At 40.1% G+C, this 16,858-nt stretch carries 16 protein-coding genes, 1 other RNA gene, 1 pseudogene and 1 riboswitch; of the genes and pseudogenes, 9 read left to right on the top strand and 9 right to left on the bottom strand.

Features of this window, described 5'->3' with window-relative positions; all coding sequences use genetic code 11:
- The 7 genes from nhaB to ffs form a co-directional block, all read left to right on the top strand.
- Positions 1-1,250 (top strand): sodium/proton antiporter NhaB (nhaB, locus tag KH943_RS05005; protein WP_304108429.1); only part of this gene is annotated, 1,250 nt, incomplete at its 5' end.
- A gap of 235 nt (positions 1,251-1,485) precedes the next feature.
- Positions 1,486-2,538 carry a rod shape-determining protein gene (locus KH943_RS05000; RefSeq protein WP_304108425.1) on the top strand — a complete coding sequence of 351 codons (1,053 nt, stop codon included), beginning with the start codon at positions 1,486-1,488 and terminating at the stop codon, positions 2,536-2,538.
- 90 nt (positions 2,539-2,628) lie between these two features.
- Positions 2,629-3,693, top strand: coding sequence for a rod shape-determining protein MreC (mreC, locus tag KH943_RS04995; protein WP_304108422.1), 1,065 nt, complete (start codon positions 2,629-2,631; stop codon positions 3,691-3,693).
- The gene (mreD, locus tag KH943_RS04990) at positions 3,693-4,181 is read left to right on the top strand and encodes a rod shape-determining protein MreD (RefSeq protein ID WP_304108420.1); all 489 of its coding nucleotides are present in this window, start codon (positions 3,693-3,695) and stop codon (positions 4,179-4,181) included. The genes mreC and mreD overlap by 1 nt, the downstream gene beginning before the upstream one ends.
- Before the next feature lie 12 nt (positions 4,182-4,193).
- Positions 4,194-5,531, top strand: coding sequence for a replication-associated recombination protein A (locus KH943_RS04985; RefSeq protein ID WP_304108418.1), 1,338 nt, complete (start codon positions 4,194-4,196; stop codon positions 5,529-5,531).
- A gap of 68 nt (positions 5,532-5,599) precedes the next feature.
- Positions 5,600-6,382: a zinc ABC transporter permease subunit ZnuB gene (gene znuB / locus KH943_RS04980; protein ID WP_304108432.1), complete on the top strand. Its 783-nt coding sequence runs from the start codon at positions 5,600-5,602 to the stop codon at positions 6,380-6,382.
- Between the two features lie 94 nt (positions 6,383-6,476).
- An RNA gene (gene ffs, locus KH943_RS04975) (signal recognition particle sRNA small type) lies at positions 6,477-6,574 on the top strand.
- Between the two features lie 13 nt (positions 6,575-6,587).
- Here the strand turns inward: ffs and KH943_RS04970 are convergent.
- Complete coding sequence (locus KH943_RS04970) at positions 6,588-8,570, bottom strand: LTA synthase family protein (protein ID WP_304108415.1); 1,983 nt, start codon at positions 8,568-8,570, stop codon at positions 6,588-6,590.
- Between the two features lie 303 nt (positions 8,571-8,873).
- Positions 8,874-8,986: riboswitch (glycine riboswitch) on the top strand.
- 103 nt (positions 8,987-9,089) lie between these two features.
- Here KH943_RS04970 and KH943_RS04965 point away from each other — a divergent pair.
- On the top strand, positions 9,090-10,457 hold the full coding sequence (locus KH943_RS04965; protein ID WP_304108412.1) for an alanine/glycine:cation symporter family protein: 1,368 nt from the start codon (positions 9,090-9,092) through the stop codon (positions 10,455-10,457).
- Positions 10,458-10,764: 307 nt separating this feature from the next.
- On the opposite strand, the gene KH943_RS04955 is transcribed toward KH943_RS04965, so the two are convergent.
- The 7 genes from KH943_RS04955 to dinB form a co-directional block, all read right to left on the bottom strand.
- The gene (locus KH943_RS04955) at positions 10,765-11,136 is read right to left on the bottom strand and encodes a copper resistance protein NlpE (protein ID WP_304108409.1); all 372 of its coding nucleotides are present in this window, start codon (positions 11,134-11,136) and stop codon (positions 10,765-10,767) included.
- A 17-nt stretch (positions 11,137-11,153) separates the two neighbouring features.
- Entirely contained in the window at positions 11,154-11,462 is a 309-nt protein-coding gene (locus tag KH943_RS04950; protein ID WP_304108407.1) for a DciA family protein, read from the bottom strand.
- A 37-nt stretch (positions 11,463-11,499) separates the two neighbouring features.
- Positions 11,500-12,372, bottom strand: coding sequence for an SAM-dependent methyltransferase TehB (tehB, locus tag KH943_RS04945; protein WP_304108404.1), 873 nt, complete (start codon positions 12,370-12,372; stop codon positions 11,500-11,502).
- A 137-nt stretch (positions 12,373-12,509) separates the two neighbouring features.
- Positions 12,510-12,821 carry an HI1450 family dsDNA-mimic protein gene (locus tag KH943_RS04940; RefSeq protein WP_304108401.1) on the bottom strand — a complete coding sequence of 104 codons (312 nt, stop codon included), beginning with the start codon at positions 12,819-12,821 and terminating at the stop codon, positions 12,510-12,512.
- An 11-nt stretch (positions 12,822-12,832) separates the two neighbouring features.
- Positions 12,833-13,441 carry a 16S rRNA (guanine(966)-N(2))-methyltransferase RsmD gene (rsmD, locus tag KH943_RS04935; protein WP_304108399.1) on the bottom strand — a complete coding sequence of 203 codons (609 nt, stop codon included), beginning with the start codon at positions 13,439-13,441 and terminating at the stop codon, positions 12,833-12,835.
- Between the two features lie 80 nt (positions 13,442-13,521).
- Entirely contained in the window at positions 13,522-14,391 is an 870-nt protein-coding gene (htpX, locus tag KH943_RS04930; protein WP_304108398.1) for a protease HtpX, read from the bottom strand.
- A gap of 80 nt (positions 14,392-14,471) precedes the next feature.
- Positions 14,472-15,551 carry a DNA polymerase IV gene (gene dinB, locus KH943_RS04925; protein ID WP_304108395.1) on the bottom strand — a complete coding sequence of 360 codons (1,080 nt, stop codon included), beginning with the start codon at positions 15,549-15,551 and terminating at the stop codon, positions 14,472-14,474.
- A 112-nt stretch (positions 15,552-15,663) separates the two neighbouring features.
- On the opposite strand from dinB, the gene KH943_RS04920 reads away from it, so the two are divergent.
- A complete protein-coding gene (locus tag KH943_RS04920) occupies positions 15,664-16,569 on the top strand; it encodes a lysine exporter LysO family protein (protein WP_304108392.1) in 906 nt (301 codons plus the stop codon).
- Between the two features lie 155 nt (positions 16,570-16,724).
- Here the strand turns inward: KH943_RS04920 and KH943_RS04915 are convergent.
- Positions 16,725-16,858 (bottom strand): annotated as a pseudogene (locus KH943_RS04915) (RNA helicase); the annotation flags it as partial.

Genomic DNA, 16,858 nt, shown 5'->3' with positions numbered 1-16,858 from the left:
TGTTTATGGTGGCTGGTATCTACTTTATGAAACAACTTTTGCTTTATGTCTTCACAAAGCTCCTTCTCTCTATTCGATCTAAAAAGATTCTCGCATTAACATTCTGTCTTAGTGCTGCATTCCTTTCTGCTTTCCTTGATGCCTTAACTGTTATTGCAGTAATTATGAGCGTGGGTACAGGTTTCTATTCTGTCTATCACCAAGTTGCTTCAGGTAATACCTCAATTGAAGAACAACTGGATGTAAGCAATGATGACAAGATCACTAATCACAAATATATTTTAGAAGAATTCCGCTCATTCTTACGTAGCTTATTGATGCACGCAGGCGTTGGCTCTGCATTAGGCGGCGTAATGACAATGGTAGGAGAACCACAAAACTTAATTATTGCAGGGCAAGCAGAATGGTCATTTGTGGAGTTCTTACTTCGAGTAGTCCCTGTTAGTATCCCAGCACTGATTGCAGGAATTATTACTTGCTTGGTTGTTGAACGCTTTAAGCTCTTTGGCTATGGGGCAAAACTACCTCTTCGTGTTTGGGTTATCCTTGCTCGCTATAATCAAACCAAAGAAAAACGAATGACAAAACAAGACCGCTTTAAAATGGCAATTCAAGCAGTTGCGGGCGTATGGCTCATTTGTGGTTTAGCTCTCCACCTTGCAGATGTGGGTATTATTGGTTTAACCGTAATTATTTTGACCACTGCATTTTGTGGTGTCACAGACGAACACTCACTCGGTCGTTCTTTCCAGGAATCAATGCCATTTTGTGCCTTGTTAATCGTGTTCTTCTCTGTAGTTGCTGTGATTATCGATCTTAAACTCTTCGAACCAATCATCCACTTTGTATTAGCCGCTGAATCACATTCACAACTCTCGTTGTTCTATATTTTCAATGGTTTACTTTCAATGATTTCAGACAACGTGTTCGTGGGTACAGTCTATATCAACGAAGCAAAACACGCATTAACCTCTGGCATCATTGGTCGTGAACAATTCGATATGATTGCAGTAGCTATTAATACAGGAACAAACTTACCATCAGTGGCAACCCCAAATGGTCAAGCTGCATTCTTGTTCCTCTTAACCTCAGCATTTGCACCTCTTATCCGTCTTTCATACGGTAAAATGGTGTGGATGGCATTGCCATACACTGTAGTCCTTTCTGTAGTTGGATTCTTATCACTTGAACTTATCCTCCCAGAAATGACCGATTTAATGTTGCAATGGGGTTGGATTTTTAACCGATAATGCTGAGTTAATGGCGTATAGCCAGCGAATACATGTCATCTAGAGTATATTTCTAGCGATCAATAATTATTGATCGCTATTTTTATGCATATCTAATCTATAGGAATTCAAATTATTCATTGAAACAAAAGCCTATTTTTTGTTATATTATACGGCAATTTTTAAGTCGCTGAGCCTCACTTTTTATCAGGTGATAGACTGTGTGTAAATAGCTAAAAATAACGGATTTCTTCTTATGTTTAAAAAATTTCTTGGATTATTTTCTAACGATTTATCAATCGATCTTGGTACAGCAAATACGTTAGTTTATGTAAAAGGGCAGGGTATTGTGCTTGATGAGCCTTCTGTAGTGGCAGTGCGTCAGGATAGAATGGGATCGTTAAAAAGTATTGCTGCTGTTGGTTCAGATGCAAAATTGATGCTTGGTCGTACGCCAAAAAGTATTATGGCGATTCGTCCGATGAAAGATGGAGTTATTGCTGATTTTTTTGTAACAGAAAAAATGTTGCAGCATTTTATTAAACAGGTGCATAGCAATAACTTTATGCGTCCAAGCCCTCGTGTGTTAGTGTGTGTGCCAGCAGGTGCAACTCAGGTTGAACGCCGTGCAATTAAAGAGTCTGCAATTGGTGCAGGTGCTCGCGAAGTTTACTTAATTGAAGAGCCAATGGCTGCAGCTATTGGTGCTGGATTGCCAGTCCATGAAGCAACAGGTTCTATGGTTATTGATATTGGTGGTGGTACAACCGAAGTGGCTGTGCTTTCATTAAATGGTATTGTGTATTCAAGCTCTGTGCGCATCGGTGGTGATAAATTAGATGAAGCGATTGTTGCTTATGTGCGCCGTCATTTCGGTTCAGCGATTGGTGAAGCTACCGCAGAACGTATTAAAAAAGAGATCGCAACAGCGAAAATTGAAAATGATGATGATATTGTAGAGATGGAAGTACACGGTCATAACCTTGCAGAAGGAGCTCCTCGTACGTTCACTTTAAATTCAAAACACGTGTTAGAAGCAATCGAACAGCCATTAACAGGTATTGTGGATGCAGTAAAAGCGGTGTTAGAACAATGCCCTCCAGAATTAGCAGCTGACATTTTCGAACGTGGTATGGTATTAACTGGCGGTGGTGCTTTATTAAAAAATTTAGACCGCTTGTTATCAGATAGCACGGGCGTAATGGTGGTTACAGCTGAAGAGCCTTTAACTTGTGTGGCTCGTGGTGGCGGTAAAGCGTTAGATATGATCGATATGCACGGTGGCGATGTTTTCAGCCATGATGAGTAATATCGGCTAATTATTCAAAAATAGAAATGGACATCAGCTTATGTCCATTTTCTATTTAACCCCAACTCTTTTCATTTTATTAGCAACTCTATGAAGCCAATTTTTGCGAAAGCCCCCTCTTTAGGGGTTCGCCTCTTCTTTGCAATTTGTATTTCAATCACGCTGATTACATTAGATGGTCGAAGCAGTGCGATGATTCAAATCCGTAATATGCTCGAAACCGCAGTCAGTGGCTTGTATTATTTTGCCAATACACCTCGCTCTGTATTAGATGGCATCAGTGATAATTTTATTGATACTAACAAATTGCAGCTTGAGAACCGAGTGTTAAAAGAGCAACTTCGCGAGAAAAATGCCGATTTGTTGTTACTCGATCAGCTAAAGGTTGAAAACCAGCGTCTGCGTTTGCTGTTAGGTTCACCATTGCGTCAAGATGAATATAAGAAAATCACTGAAGTTTTAACCTCAGAAATGGATGCTTATCGCCAGCAAGTAGTTATCAATCAAGGGCAAAAAACAGGTGCTTATGTTGGGCAGGCTGTGATTGATGAGCGTGGTGTTGTAGGACAGGTGATCTCGGTAGGTGAAAATATAAGTCGAGTGTTGCTAATTACCGACATCACGCACGCCGTACCTGTGCAGGTATTACGTAACGATGTGCGAGGCATTGCAAATGGCACGGGGCATAATGACGAGCTTGTTATCGATAATCTGCCTCGTTCGACTGATATTGTGAAAGGCGATGTACTTGTTACTTCGGGCTTAGGTAGCCGCTTTCCTGAAGGCTATCCTGTAGCTATTGTGGAAAGCGTTACCAATGATACTAAAAGCCAATTCGCCCGCATTATTGCCAAACCACTTGCCTCTTTAGATCGCTTGCGTTATTTGCTTTTACTGTGGCCAATTAACGATGAAATGCGAAAAGCCCAAGCTCTCTCACCTCAAGAAGTGCGAGAAGTAGTTGAAGAGCGCCGCCGTAGCGTTAGCCCAATTGATCGCTTGCGTAATTTAACAAATAAGAAAGAGCAGGTTGAGGATAAAGCAGAAGAGAAACCAGAGGTTCTTGATCAAACAGATGAAGCTTCGGATAACCCTGCAGCCCAACCAGAACCCGTGCAAGATCAAGAACACCATACTGAACAGGGAGCAGAATAATGCGACAGCATCCACTTTTCCAAATAATTGTGTTGGCGTTTATTTTTGTGGTCGCCCTGATTTTAGAAATTATGCCTTGGCCTGTTGGTTTACAAGGTTTTCGCCCTTCTTGGCTTATTCTTGTATTGATTTATTGGGCATTAGCATTGCCTGATAAAGTCAGTGTGGGCACGGCTTTTGTAGCTGGCATCATTTGGGATTTGATTTTAGGTTCAGTGCTTGGTGTTCACGCACTTGTGCTTTCTATAGCGATCTATTTTGTTGCAAAACACCATCTTATTTTGCGAAATCTCTCTCTTTGGTTACAAGGCGTGATTGTAATTGTTTATATTACTGCCATTCGCATTTTTATCTATTTAATTGGCGTGCTGTTGCATTCTGCTACTTTCAATAGTCAAGAAATTATCGGAGCAGTAATTAGCGGTATTCTCTGGCCTTGGGTCTTCTTGCTCATGCGACAAGTTCGCCGTCAATTACGTTTACGTTAGAGGAGGGAAAAAATGAGCACTTTCTCTTTTGATTTTGCTGAAGATTTTCGACCGCTTTCTGCCCGAATGCGACCTCGTACACTGGCAGAATATCGCGGACAAATGCACTTAATTGCTGAAGGTAAGCCTTTGCAAAAAGCGATTTCAATGCAACGGGCACATTCAATGATCTTCTGGGGACCCCCTGGCACGGGTAAAACCACATTAGCAGAGATTATTGCGTATCATCTGAATGCAGAAGTAGAGCGTCTTTCAGCAGTAACATCTGGCATTAAAGAGATCCGGGAAGCCATTGATAAAGCAAAATTAAATCAGCAAACAGGTAGAAGAACGGTGCTGTTTGTGGACGAAGTACATCGTTTTAATAAAAGCCAACAAGATGCGTTTTTGCCCCATATTGAAGATGGCACGATTATTTTTATTGGTGCAACAACCGAAAATCCATCCTTTGAATTAAATAATGCATTGCTTTCTCGGGCGCGAATTTACATTCTCAAACCACTTCAAAAGCAAGATATTTTAAGCGTATTAGAGCAAGCTTTGACCGATAAAGAGCGGGGCTTGGGTAGCGAGACTTTTGTGTTTGAAGATGAAGTACTTGATTTACTTGCCGATTATGTGAATGGTGATGCTCGTTATGCATTAAATTGCTTAGAGTTAATGTCGGATATGGCGGAAACGACCGCAAAAGGCAAGTTACTCAATAAATCCTTGTTAACAGAAATTCTAGGTGAACGACAAGCCCGTTTTGATAAAGGTGGTGATCGCTATTACGATCTGATTTCAGCCTTGCATAAATCTATTCGAGGCTCTTCGCCTGATGGTGCATTATATTGGTATGCCCGCATTTTAACTGCAGGCGGTGACCCACTTTATGTCGCACGCCGATTATTAGCCATTGCCTCTGAAGATATTGGGAATGCCGATCCACGTGCGATGCAAATTGCGATTAACGCTTGGGATTGCTATACCAGAGTAGGAGCTTATGAAGGCGAGCGAGCTATTGCACAAGCGGTCATTTATTTGGCTGTTGCCCCAAAAAGCAATGCAGTTTATACGGCGTTCAATGAGGCAAAACGTTTGGCAAAAGAGGCGAAAGATTATGATGTGCCAGAGCATTTACGTAACGCACCAACACAGTTGATGAAATCACTGGGTTATGGTGATGAATATCGTTATGCTCACAATGAACTGAACGCTTATGCCGCAGGTGAAAATTATTTCCCACCTGAATTGAAAGATACCGCATTCTACTTCCCGACTGAGCGTGGAATGGAAAAACAGATCAAAGAAAAAATGGCGTGGCTGAAGGTACAAGATATTCAAAGCCCACAAAAACGATATAGATAGTCCAATATAAATAGAGGAAAGCGGTGGGATTTGCAGAAATATTTGCAAATTCGACCGCCTGTAACATTATGCTTGATATTTTACTTCCTGCCTGGCTTGCAGGCTTATTACTCTCACTGATTACCGCACCGCTTGGTGCTTTTGTTGTTTGGCGGAAAATGGCGTATTTTGGTGATACGCTTTCTCACTCAGCACTGCTTGGCGTGGCACTAGGCATCTTTCTTGAAGTTGATCCTTATATTGCCGTGATCGTGATGACAGTTATTCTCGCAATGGCTTTAGTCTGGCTTGAGCACAAAACCAACTACTCAGTTGATACCGTTCTCGGCATTATCGCCCATTGCAGCCTTTCGCTTGGGGTAATTACGATTAGTTTGCTTGATAATGTCCGCGTAGATTTAATGTCTTACCTCTTTGGTGATCTTTTGGCGATCAACTTTAACGATGTTATTTTTATCGGCATTGGTGTCATTGTGATTGGTGGAATTTTAGCCTTCTTCTGGTCTAAACTACTTTCTATTACGATTAGCCCAGAATTGGCGCAAGTTGAAGGATTGAATGTTGCTCGTGTGCGATTATTACTGATGCTTCTTACCGCATTAACAATTGCCTTGAGTATGAAATTTGTTGGGGCGTTAATTATTACTTCACTTTTAATTATTCCCTCGGCAACGGCAAGACGTTTCGCTCGCACACCAGAAGCAATGGTTATTTATGCCACTGTTTTTAGCATCATTGCGGTCTCTCTCGGACTGTTCCTTTCAGGGATTAAAGACACCCCTGCAGGACCATCCGTTGTGGTGTGTGCAGGGGTATTGTTTTTGCTAAGTTTGTTTAAAAAAGAGGCTTGAATAGATATTTTTATGGCTCCACGCTTGCCTTTATTTTTTTAATCACTATAATAACAAGCTCTTATGTTCGCAAGAGCATAATCCAATGGGGGTGTTATTGGTTCCTCGCAACGGTGTTCAGCTTACTTGGTCAGGTTCGGAAGAAAGCAGCCTGGGTTGAAATTTCTGTGTGCCGAGGGGTGCTGGTAACACCCCCACCTTTTTTCTATTTACCTGCCTCTTTTTTCTCTTCTTTTGGTAAACGATATAACTGATGTTTATACAAATAGCTTGGCAGCAAGGCTTGAGCTAATGCATCTTTTTTCGCTTCATCATCCACTCCTTTTGGGAGTAATTTTTCATTCACTTTATCATATTTAAAGCTCTCAATTGGCGTATTTGGACGCATCACAATCACATCATTATTCTCTTTTAATACTGCCTGTGTCGAATCATATTGCATAATTGCACGATTTGGCTCAACGTTTTGGGTTAAGTCATAGCCCATCATTGGGTTTTCACTGCTAATTCCCGCCACCGAAAGCAAGGTTGCAGGCATATCTAACTGGCTGACTAAGCGGTTATCGCGTCTTGGTTCAATATGACTACCTAGCAATAACGCAGGAATATGGAAATGACGAATCGGCACTAAATCATCGCCTGTTGCACGTGAGTCGTGGTCGGCAATAATTAAGAAGATGGTGTCATTCCAATAATTCGATTTTTTCGCTAACTCGAAGAAATGCCCAATTGCATAATCAGCATATTTTGCGGCATTATTACGTGTCTGTTTTGGTTGTTCATATAGCTCAATTTTGCCATCTGGGAACTCAAACGGATCGTGGTTACTTGAGCTAAACACGAGGCTAAAGAACGGTTTGCCTTCATTGTGTAACTGGGTAAAAGTTTCGTTTGCTTTGTCGAATAAGTCTTCATCGCTTACGCCCCAAGTCGCTTTAAATTTGGGATTAGCGTAATCATTTTCATCAATGATACGAGTGAAACCATTGCCGTAAAAAAAGCTTGCCATGTTGTCGAAATGTTTTTCGCCTCCATAAATGAACGAGGTATCGTAACCTTGACGACGCAACAATTCTGCAATGCTAAAGAAGTTATTTTGACTTTTCGTGAGTTTCACGACCGCACGAGCTGGGGTTGGCAAGAAACCGGTGGTTGTTGCTTCAATACCACGCACAGAACGCGTACCCGTTGCATATAAGTTTTCAAACAACCATCCCTCTTCGGCTAATTTATCTAAGTTTGGAGTTAATGGTTTACCGCCAAGCGTGCCGACAAATTGTGCACCAAGGCTCTCTTGAAGCAAAATTACGATATTTTTCGGTTTACCCGTGTAACTTGCTTGGTTGTAAGTCAGTGTCGGAATTTCGCTTGAAATGTAATCTGAATCTGGACGACCACGCAATTTTTTCACACGTTCGAACATCTCTTCATCCGACATTTTGCCATATTGCTCCGCTGATTTTTCTTCATCTTTCAGCTGTTGCACCGCATAAAGCACAGAGTAGCCAGAGTTTAATACAAGAGAGTTTACGAGCGGATCGCTTGAAAATGCAACCATTGCTGGGTTAATCCCACGGTGAGCAAAACTTGAACGCCCACCGACAAATACCAATGTTGCCACAAGCACGGCAACAAGCGGTCGAATTTTCCAACTCATTTGTAAACTACAGGCAGAAACCTTTTTCACCGCCCAACCTGCCAATTTCCAATAAGCAAAAATTGCCAATGCCATCACCACAAGGCTAATAATCACCGTGGTTAAATGTCCGTGAATAAGCATCGTAAACACTTCTTTTGGATAAGTCAGATATTCAATAAACAAGCGGTTCGGACGCAAGTCAAAGGTTTCGATAAAGTTAGGCGTTGCTACTTCCATAAACAGAATGAATACGGAACCTACAGTAAGCCAAATGCGTAAAATTGTTTGCCAAATTTTGCCAATTACATTGTTACTGAGCAATAGTACGCTAAATAAAGCAGGTAAACCAAATAGCCAGCAAAGGGCTGACACATCAATTCGAAAGCCTTGCAACATTAGTTGCGACCAGCCATCTACCGCATTTACCCTTTCTGCTTGCCATAAACCAAGGGCAAGTCGGGAAAGTGAAAGTAAAATTAAGTTAATAATAATGAAAAAAAGAACTGGAAAGAGTAGAGAATGTCTTGTCCTTTGAGTTTGTTGTTCCATAATAATTCCTTAATATAAAATAAAAATTCCTCGCATTTTACGCTATCCATTTTATAAACGACAGTAGCTAGAAAATAAAATACTCATTTTGCGGAAATGATGATAATCCTATATACCAACCAACTCAGAGAAAAATATAAAAGATTACTAAGATACTTCTTGACTGAAAAAATTGAATTGCTAGAATTCTGGCATTCTTTTTTATAAAGAACTGTTCGGATGAAGGTAGCTGGAGAGAAATGAATTAACATTTCACCGACGAGGTAAAATCTTTCAGGTGCACATTGTGCGAGGACTGTTACTGGACGAACCCTTGGAGAGATCCAATCTGCAATGCAGAAAATGGACGCCGAAGGCGAAAATGCTTAACGCCCGTTAAGTGTGAAACGCTCAGGCAAAAGGACAGGGGAGAAAAGTTATTCCATAAACAAGCGGTAGCATTTTGCCATTTTTTTGCAAAAAACGACCGCTTGCTTTCGCTTTTCTTTCCTTGTAAGTAAAATTTACGAGGAACATCAAATGTCAATTGACACTATTCTTAACCAAATTAGCAGTTTTATCTGGGGAGCACCGTTATTGATTTTGCTCTCTGGTGTAGGTGTTTATTTCACGCTTAGCCTTAAGGGTATTCAAATCACGCAACTTTTCCGTGCGTTCGTCTATATGTTTAAGCCCGAGCGAGGGCAGGGGCAAACAGGCGATATTTCCGCATTTGCTGCACTGTCTACCGCCTTAGCGGCAACTATTGGTACGGGTAACATTGTGGGTGTAGCAACAGCAATTCATTCGGGCGGGCCTGGTGCACTCTTTTGGATGTGGCTGATTGCATTATTCGGTATGGCAACCAAATATGCTGAAGGCTTGCTCGCGATCAAATTCCGCGGACGTGATCGCTCTGGTTTCGTTGCTGGTGGCCCGATGTATTACATCGAAATGGGAATGGGCAAAAAGTGGAAATGGCTTGCTAAAGCATTCGCCTTCTTTGGTGTTTTAGTGGCTTTGCTTGGCATCGGAACATTCCCGCAAGTGAACGGAATTACCCATGCATTACAATCTACTTTTGATATTCCTGTTGTACTTACCGCCGTTGTGCTTACGTTAATTGTTATTGCTATTGTTTTTGGCGGCGTGAAACGTATCTCAAAAATCGCAAGCGTCGTGGTGCCATTTATGGCGATTGCTTATGTGATTGCCGCTGCAAGCGTGTTAGTGCTTAATGCAGAGAAAATTCCAGAAGCGATTAAATTGATTGTTTATGCGGCATTTAATCCAGAAGCCGCGTTAGGTGGAGCATTTGGCTTTACCGTAATGCAAGCCATCCAATTGGGTGTTGCTCGTGGTATTTTCTCGAATGAGTCGGGTTTAGGTTCTGCACCCATTGCAGCGGCTGCGGCTCAAACTAAAGAACCTGTGCGTCAAGGCTTAATTTCAATGACAGGTACGTTCTTGGACACGATTCTTGTCTGTACGATGACAGGACTTGTGATTGTGATTACAGGGGCTTGGACACAAGGTGTACAAGGTGCAGAGCTGACCAATCTTGCCTTTAATCAAGGGTTAGAGAGCAACGTTGGTTCATTTATTGTGACTATCGGTTTAGTGTTCTTCGCATTCACGACTATTTTAGGTTGGTGTTATTACGGCGAGCGTTGTTTTGTTTACTTAACGAAAGGTCGCACCAAAGGGATTAAATTCTACCGCTTGTTATTTGTGGTGTTAATTGCTTCTGCACCATTCTTGGAATTGCAAACTATCTGGACAATTGCTGACATCGTAAATGGCTTAATGGCATTTCCAAACTTAATCGCATTGATTGCATTGCGTAACGTGATTATTGGTGAAACAAAAGCGTATTTTGCGAGCTTGAAGGTGGATAAGGCTGCTTAAAACAATATGTAAGAGTGGTTTATTCAAGTTTGAAGTGGTATATGAAGTATTTATTTACCTTTGAGGAATATTCGTAAAATAAATATTGAAAATACGACAAATAGGATAGAAAGATTATTTAAAAATCTAAAGCGTCATTTAAATAATCATAATGAATTATCAAAAAAACATAAGATATATGCTTATAAAGGATTTTTTAAATAAAAAGAGTTGGTAAAGATTACTAGAAATAATCAAGATCAACATTTTTGCCTATTATGCCGAAAAAAGGGCACAATAAAAATCTTTTACGTGTCCTTTTTCATTTCTATTTCTTCATTAATTTATAGTTTAATTGCGTATTCGCAACAGAATTCCCATCCGCATCTAACAGCTCAGCATAACTGTCTGTTACTTTTAACAATAAATTGCCTGAGTTTTGTTCTAAACGAATTACGCCAGATTTTTGTTTATCCCAAGCAAATTTACCTTTATCAACAAAGGGATGTTGTTTGCCATTTTTGAAATAAACTGTGTTGTATTGATAGGTATTATCTGCGTTTAGCACCAATTCAGCTTGGATTTTGTCGCAGTCGGAACAAGGTAGTTCGCCTTGATAGGTACCTGCAACATTTTTATTTGGAAGCATTGAACACGCCCCTAATAAGCCTGCGGTTAAAACTAATGCGATTTTTTTCATCCTAGCAATCTCCTTAATTAACTCGATTTGAAATCGGGATTGATTTTAAACACACATTCATCAATCTGCGGATAAACTTTTTGGATCATTGAAAGCAGTTGCATTTGTTGCATCTGAAAACCTTGCAAAATGGTCGCGTTCGGCACTTCAATAATCAAGTGATTTTCTACCAAATTAACAATGCGATAAAACTTACGGAATTGAGCGGGCAAAAGCGATTGAATTTTCTCGTTAAGCTCATTCAATTGATTTGCACGTTGGACAATCTTAACTAAGCTGGAGTTCTCCAAAATTTCCGTAATGTTTTTTATTGAGTGATTTTTCATCAAATTCGAACGTTTGAAAATAATCCCGATCTTACCGCTATTTTAGTTTTTTCGCTAACATTGTTGCAAAACGAAGCTGAATGCGGTTACCTTCGCTGTCAGTTTTATGTAAATGCCCCAAATCTTCGTTATATTTCACTAATTCCCAATCTTGGTAATAGTTCGCTAACTCGCCTTCTTTGAAGGTAAATGAGAACGGCATTGGGCAAGGGTAATCTTCGGTGCTCATTGCACACACGATTAAGTTATACCCGCCCACTTTGGTGTTTTTCTGCATATTTTCAATAATAGCTGGAATGCGATCACGATTAAGGAACATCATTACTACCGTTGAAACAATCAGATCAAATTCGCTTGCTTGAGAGCCAATCGTTGCGTCATTGATGTCATAAACGCCTGTTGAAATATTTGAGAGTTCTTCTTTTTCAATAATACGGTTTAAGAAATCGATGCTCTCTTCGTTGTGATCGACCGCGGTAACATCAAAACCAAGCAAGTTTAAATAGAGTGAGTTACGACCGCGTCCGCAGCCTAAATCCAATGCTTTTCCGCCTTTCACATAATTAACTGCGTTTAATACTTCAGAGTGCGTGGTGGTAAGGTTATATTTTTTCGCATAAAAATCTTCAGGCGTGCAGTAGAAGGCGAGCTGGCAAGTTAAATCATCAGAAAGAGCTTGGACTTTGTGCCAAACTTGAGGTGCAACAAAAGGCGGCTGATGTTCGCTATCAAACACGGTTTCGCTTAAAACTTCACCGTCTTCAGTTAATTCAAAATATTTTAATGAACCGCTCAAAATGGTTAATTTTGCCCAAGTGCCGACTTTAGTGTTGTGCTGTTCTTGGAACATTTGTGGGAGTGTATTGATATTCCAAATAGGCATTTGTTTGTAGCAGATTAAGTTTTCCATAAGATTTCCTTTTTGAATGAGAAGATAAGTAAGAATAAAGTTGCCGTTATTCTATCACTTCGCATTTTTCGGGCAATAAAAATCCGACTAATTTAGTCGGATTACCTTGTTTTAGGGATATCTTGAAATAGAAAAAATCACTCTTTCCAAACTACATGATACTGACGGTTTTCTTCTTCATGAGAAATCAAGAATTTAGCGAATACATCGTCCATTTCATCTTGGTCATTAATTAGACCGACCCAAACTTCCGCAAAGGCATCGGGATCAATTAGTGTGCCGATTTCTTCATCCCAATTATCAGCGGTTTCGACCATTTCAACCGCACCACGATCTTCAAATTGCAGATTAAATAATAAAATATCGGCAGGATCTAAATTCTCGCCCGCCATCTCAAGGAAAATATCGTATGCAATATCAATTGCCTCATCTGGAGTTAATTTTTTCATAGTGTTCTCTTTTAAATAGATGTTATTTGAATTAAACGGCTGGTTACCATTCCCGCTGATTTCTCTTTAATGATTTGCCAATTTTCTGCTAAATGTAAAGGTAAGTGATTTTTCTCGGTCTCCACATAAATTAATGCATTTTCTGCCAGCCAATTATTTTGCTGGAGCAAAGTTAATACTTGCGGAACAAAATTGTGATGAAATGGTGGGTCGATAAAAATAATATCAAAGGGCTCGCTACTGTTGTTCTGAGATAAATAGGCAAGTGTATCGGTGTTAATCACTGTACCTTTATCCGTTTTTAAGCTAGTTAAATTTTTCTTTAATTGCTGAGCGGTATTGGCAAATTTCTCTAAGAATACGACCGCTTGAGCTTGACGAGAAAGGGCTTCAATGCCTAACGAACCACTGCCCGCAAAGCAATCTAAACAGCGAGCATTGGCAATATCCATCATCAACCAATTAAACAACGTTTCTTTAACACGATCAGTGGTCGGGCGTAACCCTTCTGCATTCAGCACAGGTAATTTTCGCCCTCTCCATAATCCCGCAATGACACGGACTTCTCCTATCGCTTTATTAGAATTTTGGGGTGATTTTGAGTGTTGGGTTCTTTGCATAATCAATTAGAAATAAAAAAGTGGGCTATTTTAGCCTAGAGAATGCAGAAAGGTCTAGCATATTCGCTAGACCTTTAAAACTATAAATTTCTCAACGCTTCAATACGTTTTTCAAGTGGTGGGTGACTCATAAACAATTCTTTTGAACGCACACCGTTAATCATAAATGCTGCTAATGAACCTTCCATTTCTTGAGGTTCATGAACACGTTGTAAACGTTGTAATGCCATAATCATTTTTTCTTTACCCACTAATTTAGCGGAGCCCGCATCCGCACGGTATTCACGGTAACGAGAGAACCACATTGCAATCATGGTTGCAATCACACCAAATACCATTTGTAAAACAATATCTGCAATCCAGAACACCATCGTGTTTGTGCTTGAGTTGCCATTTTCATCTTTAGTGCTTGCCACTGCAGTTGAAATCATACGAGAAAGGAAAATCACAAAGGTATTTAACACACCTTGTAATAAAGTCATTGTTACCATATCACCGTTCGTAATGTGGGCAATTTCGTGAGCAACAACTGCTTCTGCTTCATCTTCGGTCATATTGTCCAACAAGCCTGTACTTACTGCGACAAGCGAGTTATTTTTAGTTGCCCCCGTTGCAAATGCATTTACGTCAGCAGAGTGGTAAATCGCAATATCTGGCATTGGGATGCCCGCTTGTTTAGATTGGCGTTGAACGGTGTTGAACAGCCATTGTTCTGCTTGGTTACGAGGTTGTTGAATTATTTCCGCCCCTACTGAACGTAATGCCATTGTTTTTGATAAGAACAGGGAGATTAAAGAACCTGAAAAACCAAACACAAGCGATAATACTAAGATACCCGCGGTACTTTGACTTTGAATACCCGTTACTTTAAAAATAATGTTTAACACAATCCCTAATACGAAGGTAATCGCAAGGTTGGTTAATAAAAAGAGAATGACACGTTTTGCCATTGATTAAACTCCAAATAAAGGTAAGAAAACTCTCCCTATAATGAGGGAAATGTCTGAGAATTCAAGCTATCAGACAACATTTATTCCCATAAATTTAACTGATTTGTAATTTTTCTGCTTGGAAAATGTACATTTAAGCCAATTAAACGAATATTACGCTCATTTCTGCGTGTCCAAACTTGATGTAGTAATTCTTTAAATCGTTCAAATTCAAGCCCATCAGTGGTACGTTCAATTGTTGTTTGATTAAAATCATCAAATTTCAGCTTAATCCCTAGTTTCTTAAATTCGTGTAAAGGCGTGTCGGCCCAGTTACGTTGAATTCGGAAAAGCAGCTTGTGATAAAGTTCATCGATAATCAGTTCTGCCTGTGCGAGTGTGTTGATATCTTGCAAAAGCGTATTTTCAACTGCAAGGGATTTACGCGGGCGATCAACTTCCACTTTACGAATATCAATGCCGTGGCAGAAATCCCACAGGCGTTGTCCAAATTTACCAAACTCTTGATAAATCACCGTTTGCGAGCTTTGTTGAACATCTTGGCAAGTGAGCAAGCCCATTTGTGCGAGCTTCTCTTGTGTGACTTTACCCACACCAGGGATTTTTTTAAGCGGTAGATTTTTAACAAAATTTTGCACCTCTTCGGGCGGAATCACAAATTGACCGTTTGGTTTATTCTGATCGGAAGCAATTTTTGCCAAAAATTTAAGCGGAGCGACACCGGCTGAAGCTGTAAGGTGCAATTCATTCCAAATTGCTTGGCGGATATTTTCCGCAATCCAAGTTGCAGAGCCAGAATGTTGTTCACAATCGGTTACATCTAAATAGGCTTCATCCAATGAAAGCGGTTCTATAATCTGGGTGTAACGTTGAAAAATCTGATGAATTTGAGCAGAAACCGATTTATACAATGGCATATTAACAGGCAGCAAAATCAAATTTGGACAGAGCTTCAATGCTGTTGCCGTTGCCATCGCACTATGCAAGCCAAATTTTCTCGCTTCGTAATTACAAGTGGTGAGCACACCTCGCTGATTTGCTTTGCCACCCACCGCAACGGGCTTACCTTTTAACAGAGGATTTTCCCGTATTTCAACGGCGGCATAGAAGCAATCCATATCAATATGGATAATTTTTCTCGTTTTTTGCTCTGCCGTCATTTGTAAAATTTCCTTCAAAATACACCGCTTACAAATGGATATAAAACCAGTTTTATTTTAGCTAAATACTGGTAAAATTTCCACAATAATTCATTGTCCAAGGCATAAAATAATGTTATACGGCTTGTCGATTGTGCTCATCCCTCTCTTTTTAGGTTATTTTTCTCGCATTTCTCATCCAATGATTTTGCATTGGGTCAATCGCATTGTGAGTCTTTGCCTCTATTTGATTTTGCTCGTCATCGGTGTTTCGCTTGGGCAGTTGGATAATATTGTCGAAAAACTCCCGCAAATTGGCTCAGCAGCATTGGTATTTAGCCTTTCTATTCATACCTGCAACATCTTAAGCCTTGTGATTTATGATAAATGGCAGCCAATGGCTCGCGAAGTTGTTGCACAAGATAAAATGCCTTCTCGGTTAGCACAATTAATGATGTCGTTAAAATTGATTGGGGTGACTATTCTCGGGGGGCTATTTGGCTTTTTCACCAAAGATTTCTTTGTATTTCCTTCGCACGCAAGTTCTGTTGTGCTGGTAGTAATGATTTTAGGCGTGGGCATTCAACTCAGAAATAGTGGCATTCCATTGCGAGAAGTTTTTTTGAATAAACGAGGCATCCAAGCCTCAATTATCTTTATGGTGAGTAGTTTGATTGGTGGTGTGATTGCGGCTTGGTGGCTTGATTTCTCTGTAATGAAAGGGCTTGCTTACGCTTCTGCTTTTGGTTGGTATTCGCTCTCAAGTGTTTTGATACACGATGCTTGGGGAGCTTTTTATGGAAGTATCGCCTTTTTCAACGATCTTTCCCGTGAAATTTTATGTCTCTTTATGATTCCATTTTTTATGCGGAATTTCCCATCCACAGCAGTAGGATTAGGCGGTGCAACCTCATTAGATTGTACTTTGCCGATTATTCAAAAATCGGGCGGAATGCAAGTCGTACCGCTTGCAATCAGCTTTGGTTTTATCGTAAACCTTGCTGCGCCGTTATTATTGGCAATTTTTATTAGCTTGTAGATTTGAGAACTATGTATAGCCATTAGCAACTTTCACAGGTTTACGATCGGAGTTATGTTGAAATCTTTCAGTGAAATCAGTCCACATTTTTTCTGTTTCTGTGGTACAGAGGTTAAAAAAATGAAGAATAAACTAAAATCAGTAATTTTTTCATATTAGTGTTTTGAAAGTGAATAATTTTTGTGAAAGTGAGAGCGATTTATCTTGGGTAAAGGTAATAAAGCATTTACATCATATTGGCTGACGGGAATCGTATGCCCAATATACTCTTCAATGGCTGGTAAATTCA

The organism is Haemophilus parahaemolyticus, from assembly GCF_018373095.1.
GTDB lineage: Bacteria > Pseudomonadota > Gammaproteobacteria > Enterobacterales > Pasteurellaceae > Haemophilus_A > Haemophilus_A parahaemolyticus_A.
Note: the sequence above shows the minus strand (reverse complement) of the source record. Positions and strands in the feature narration are given on the sequence as shown.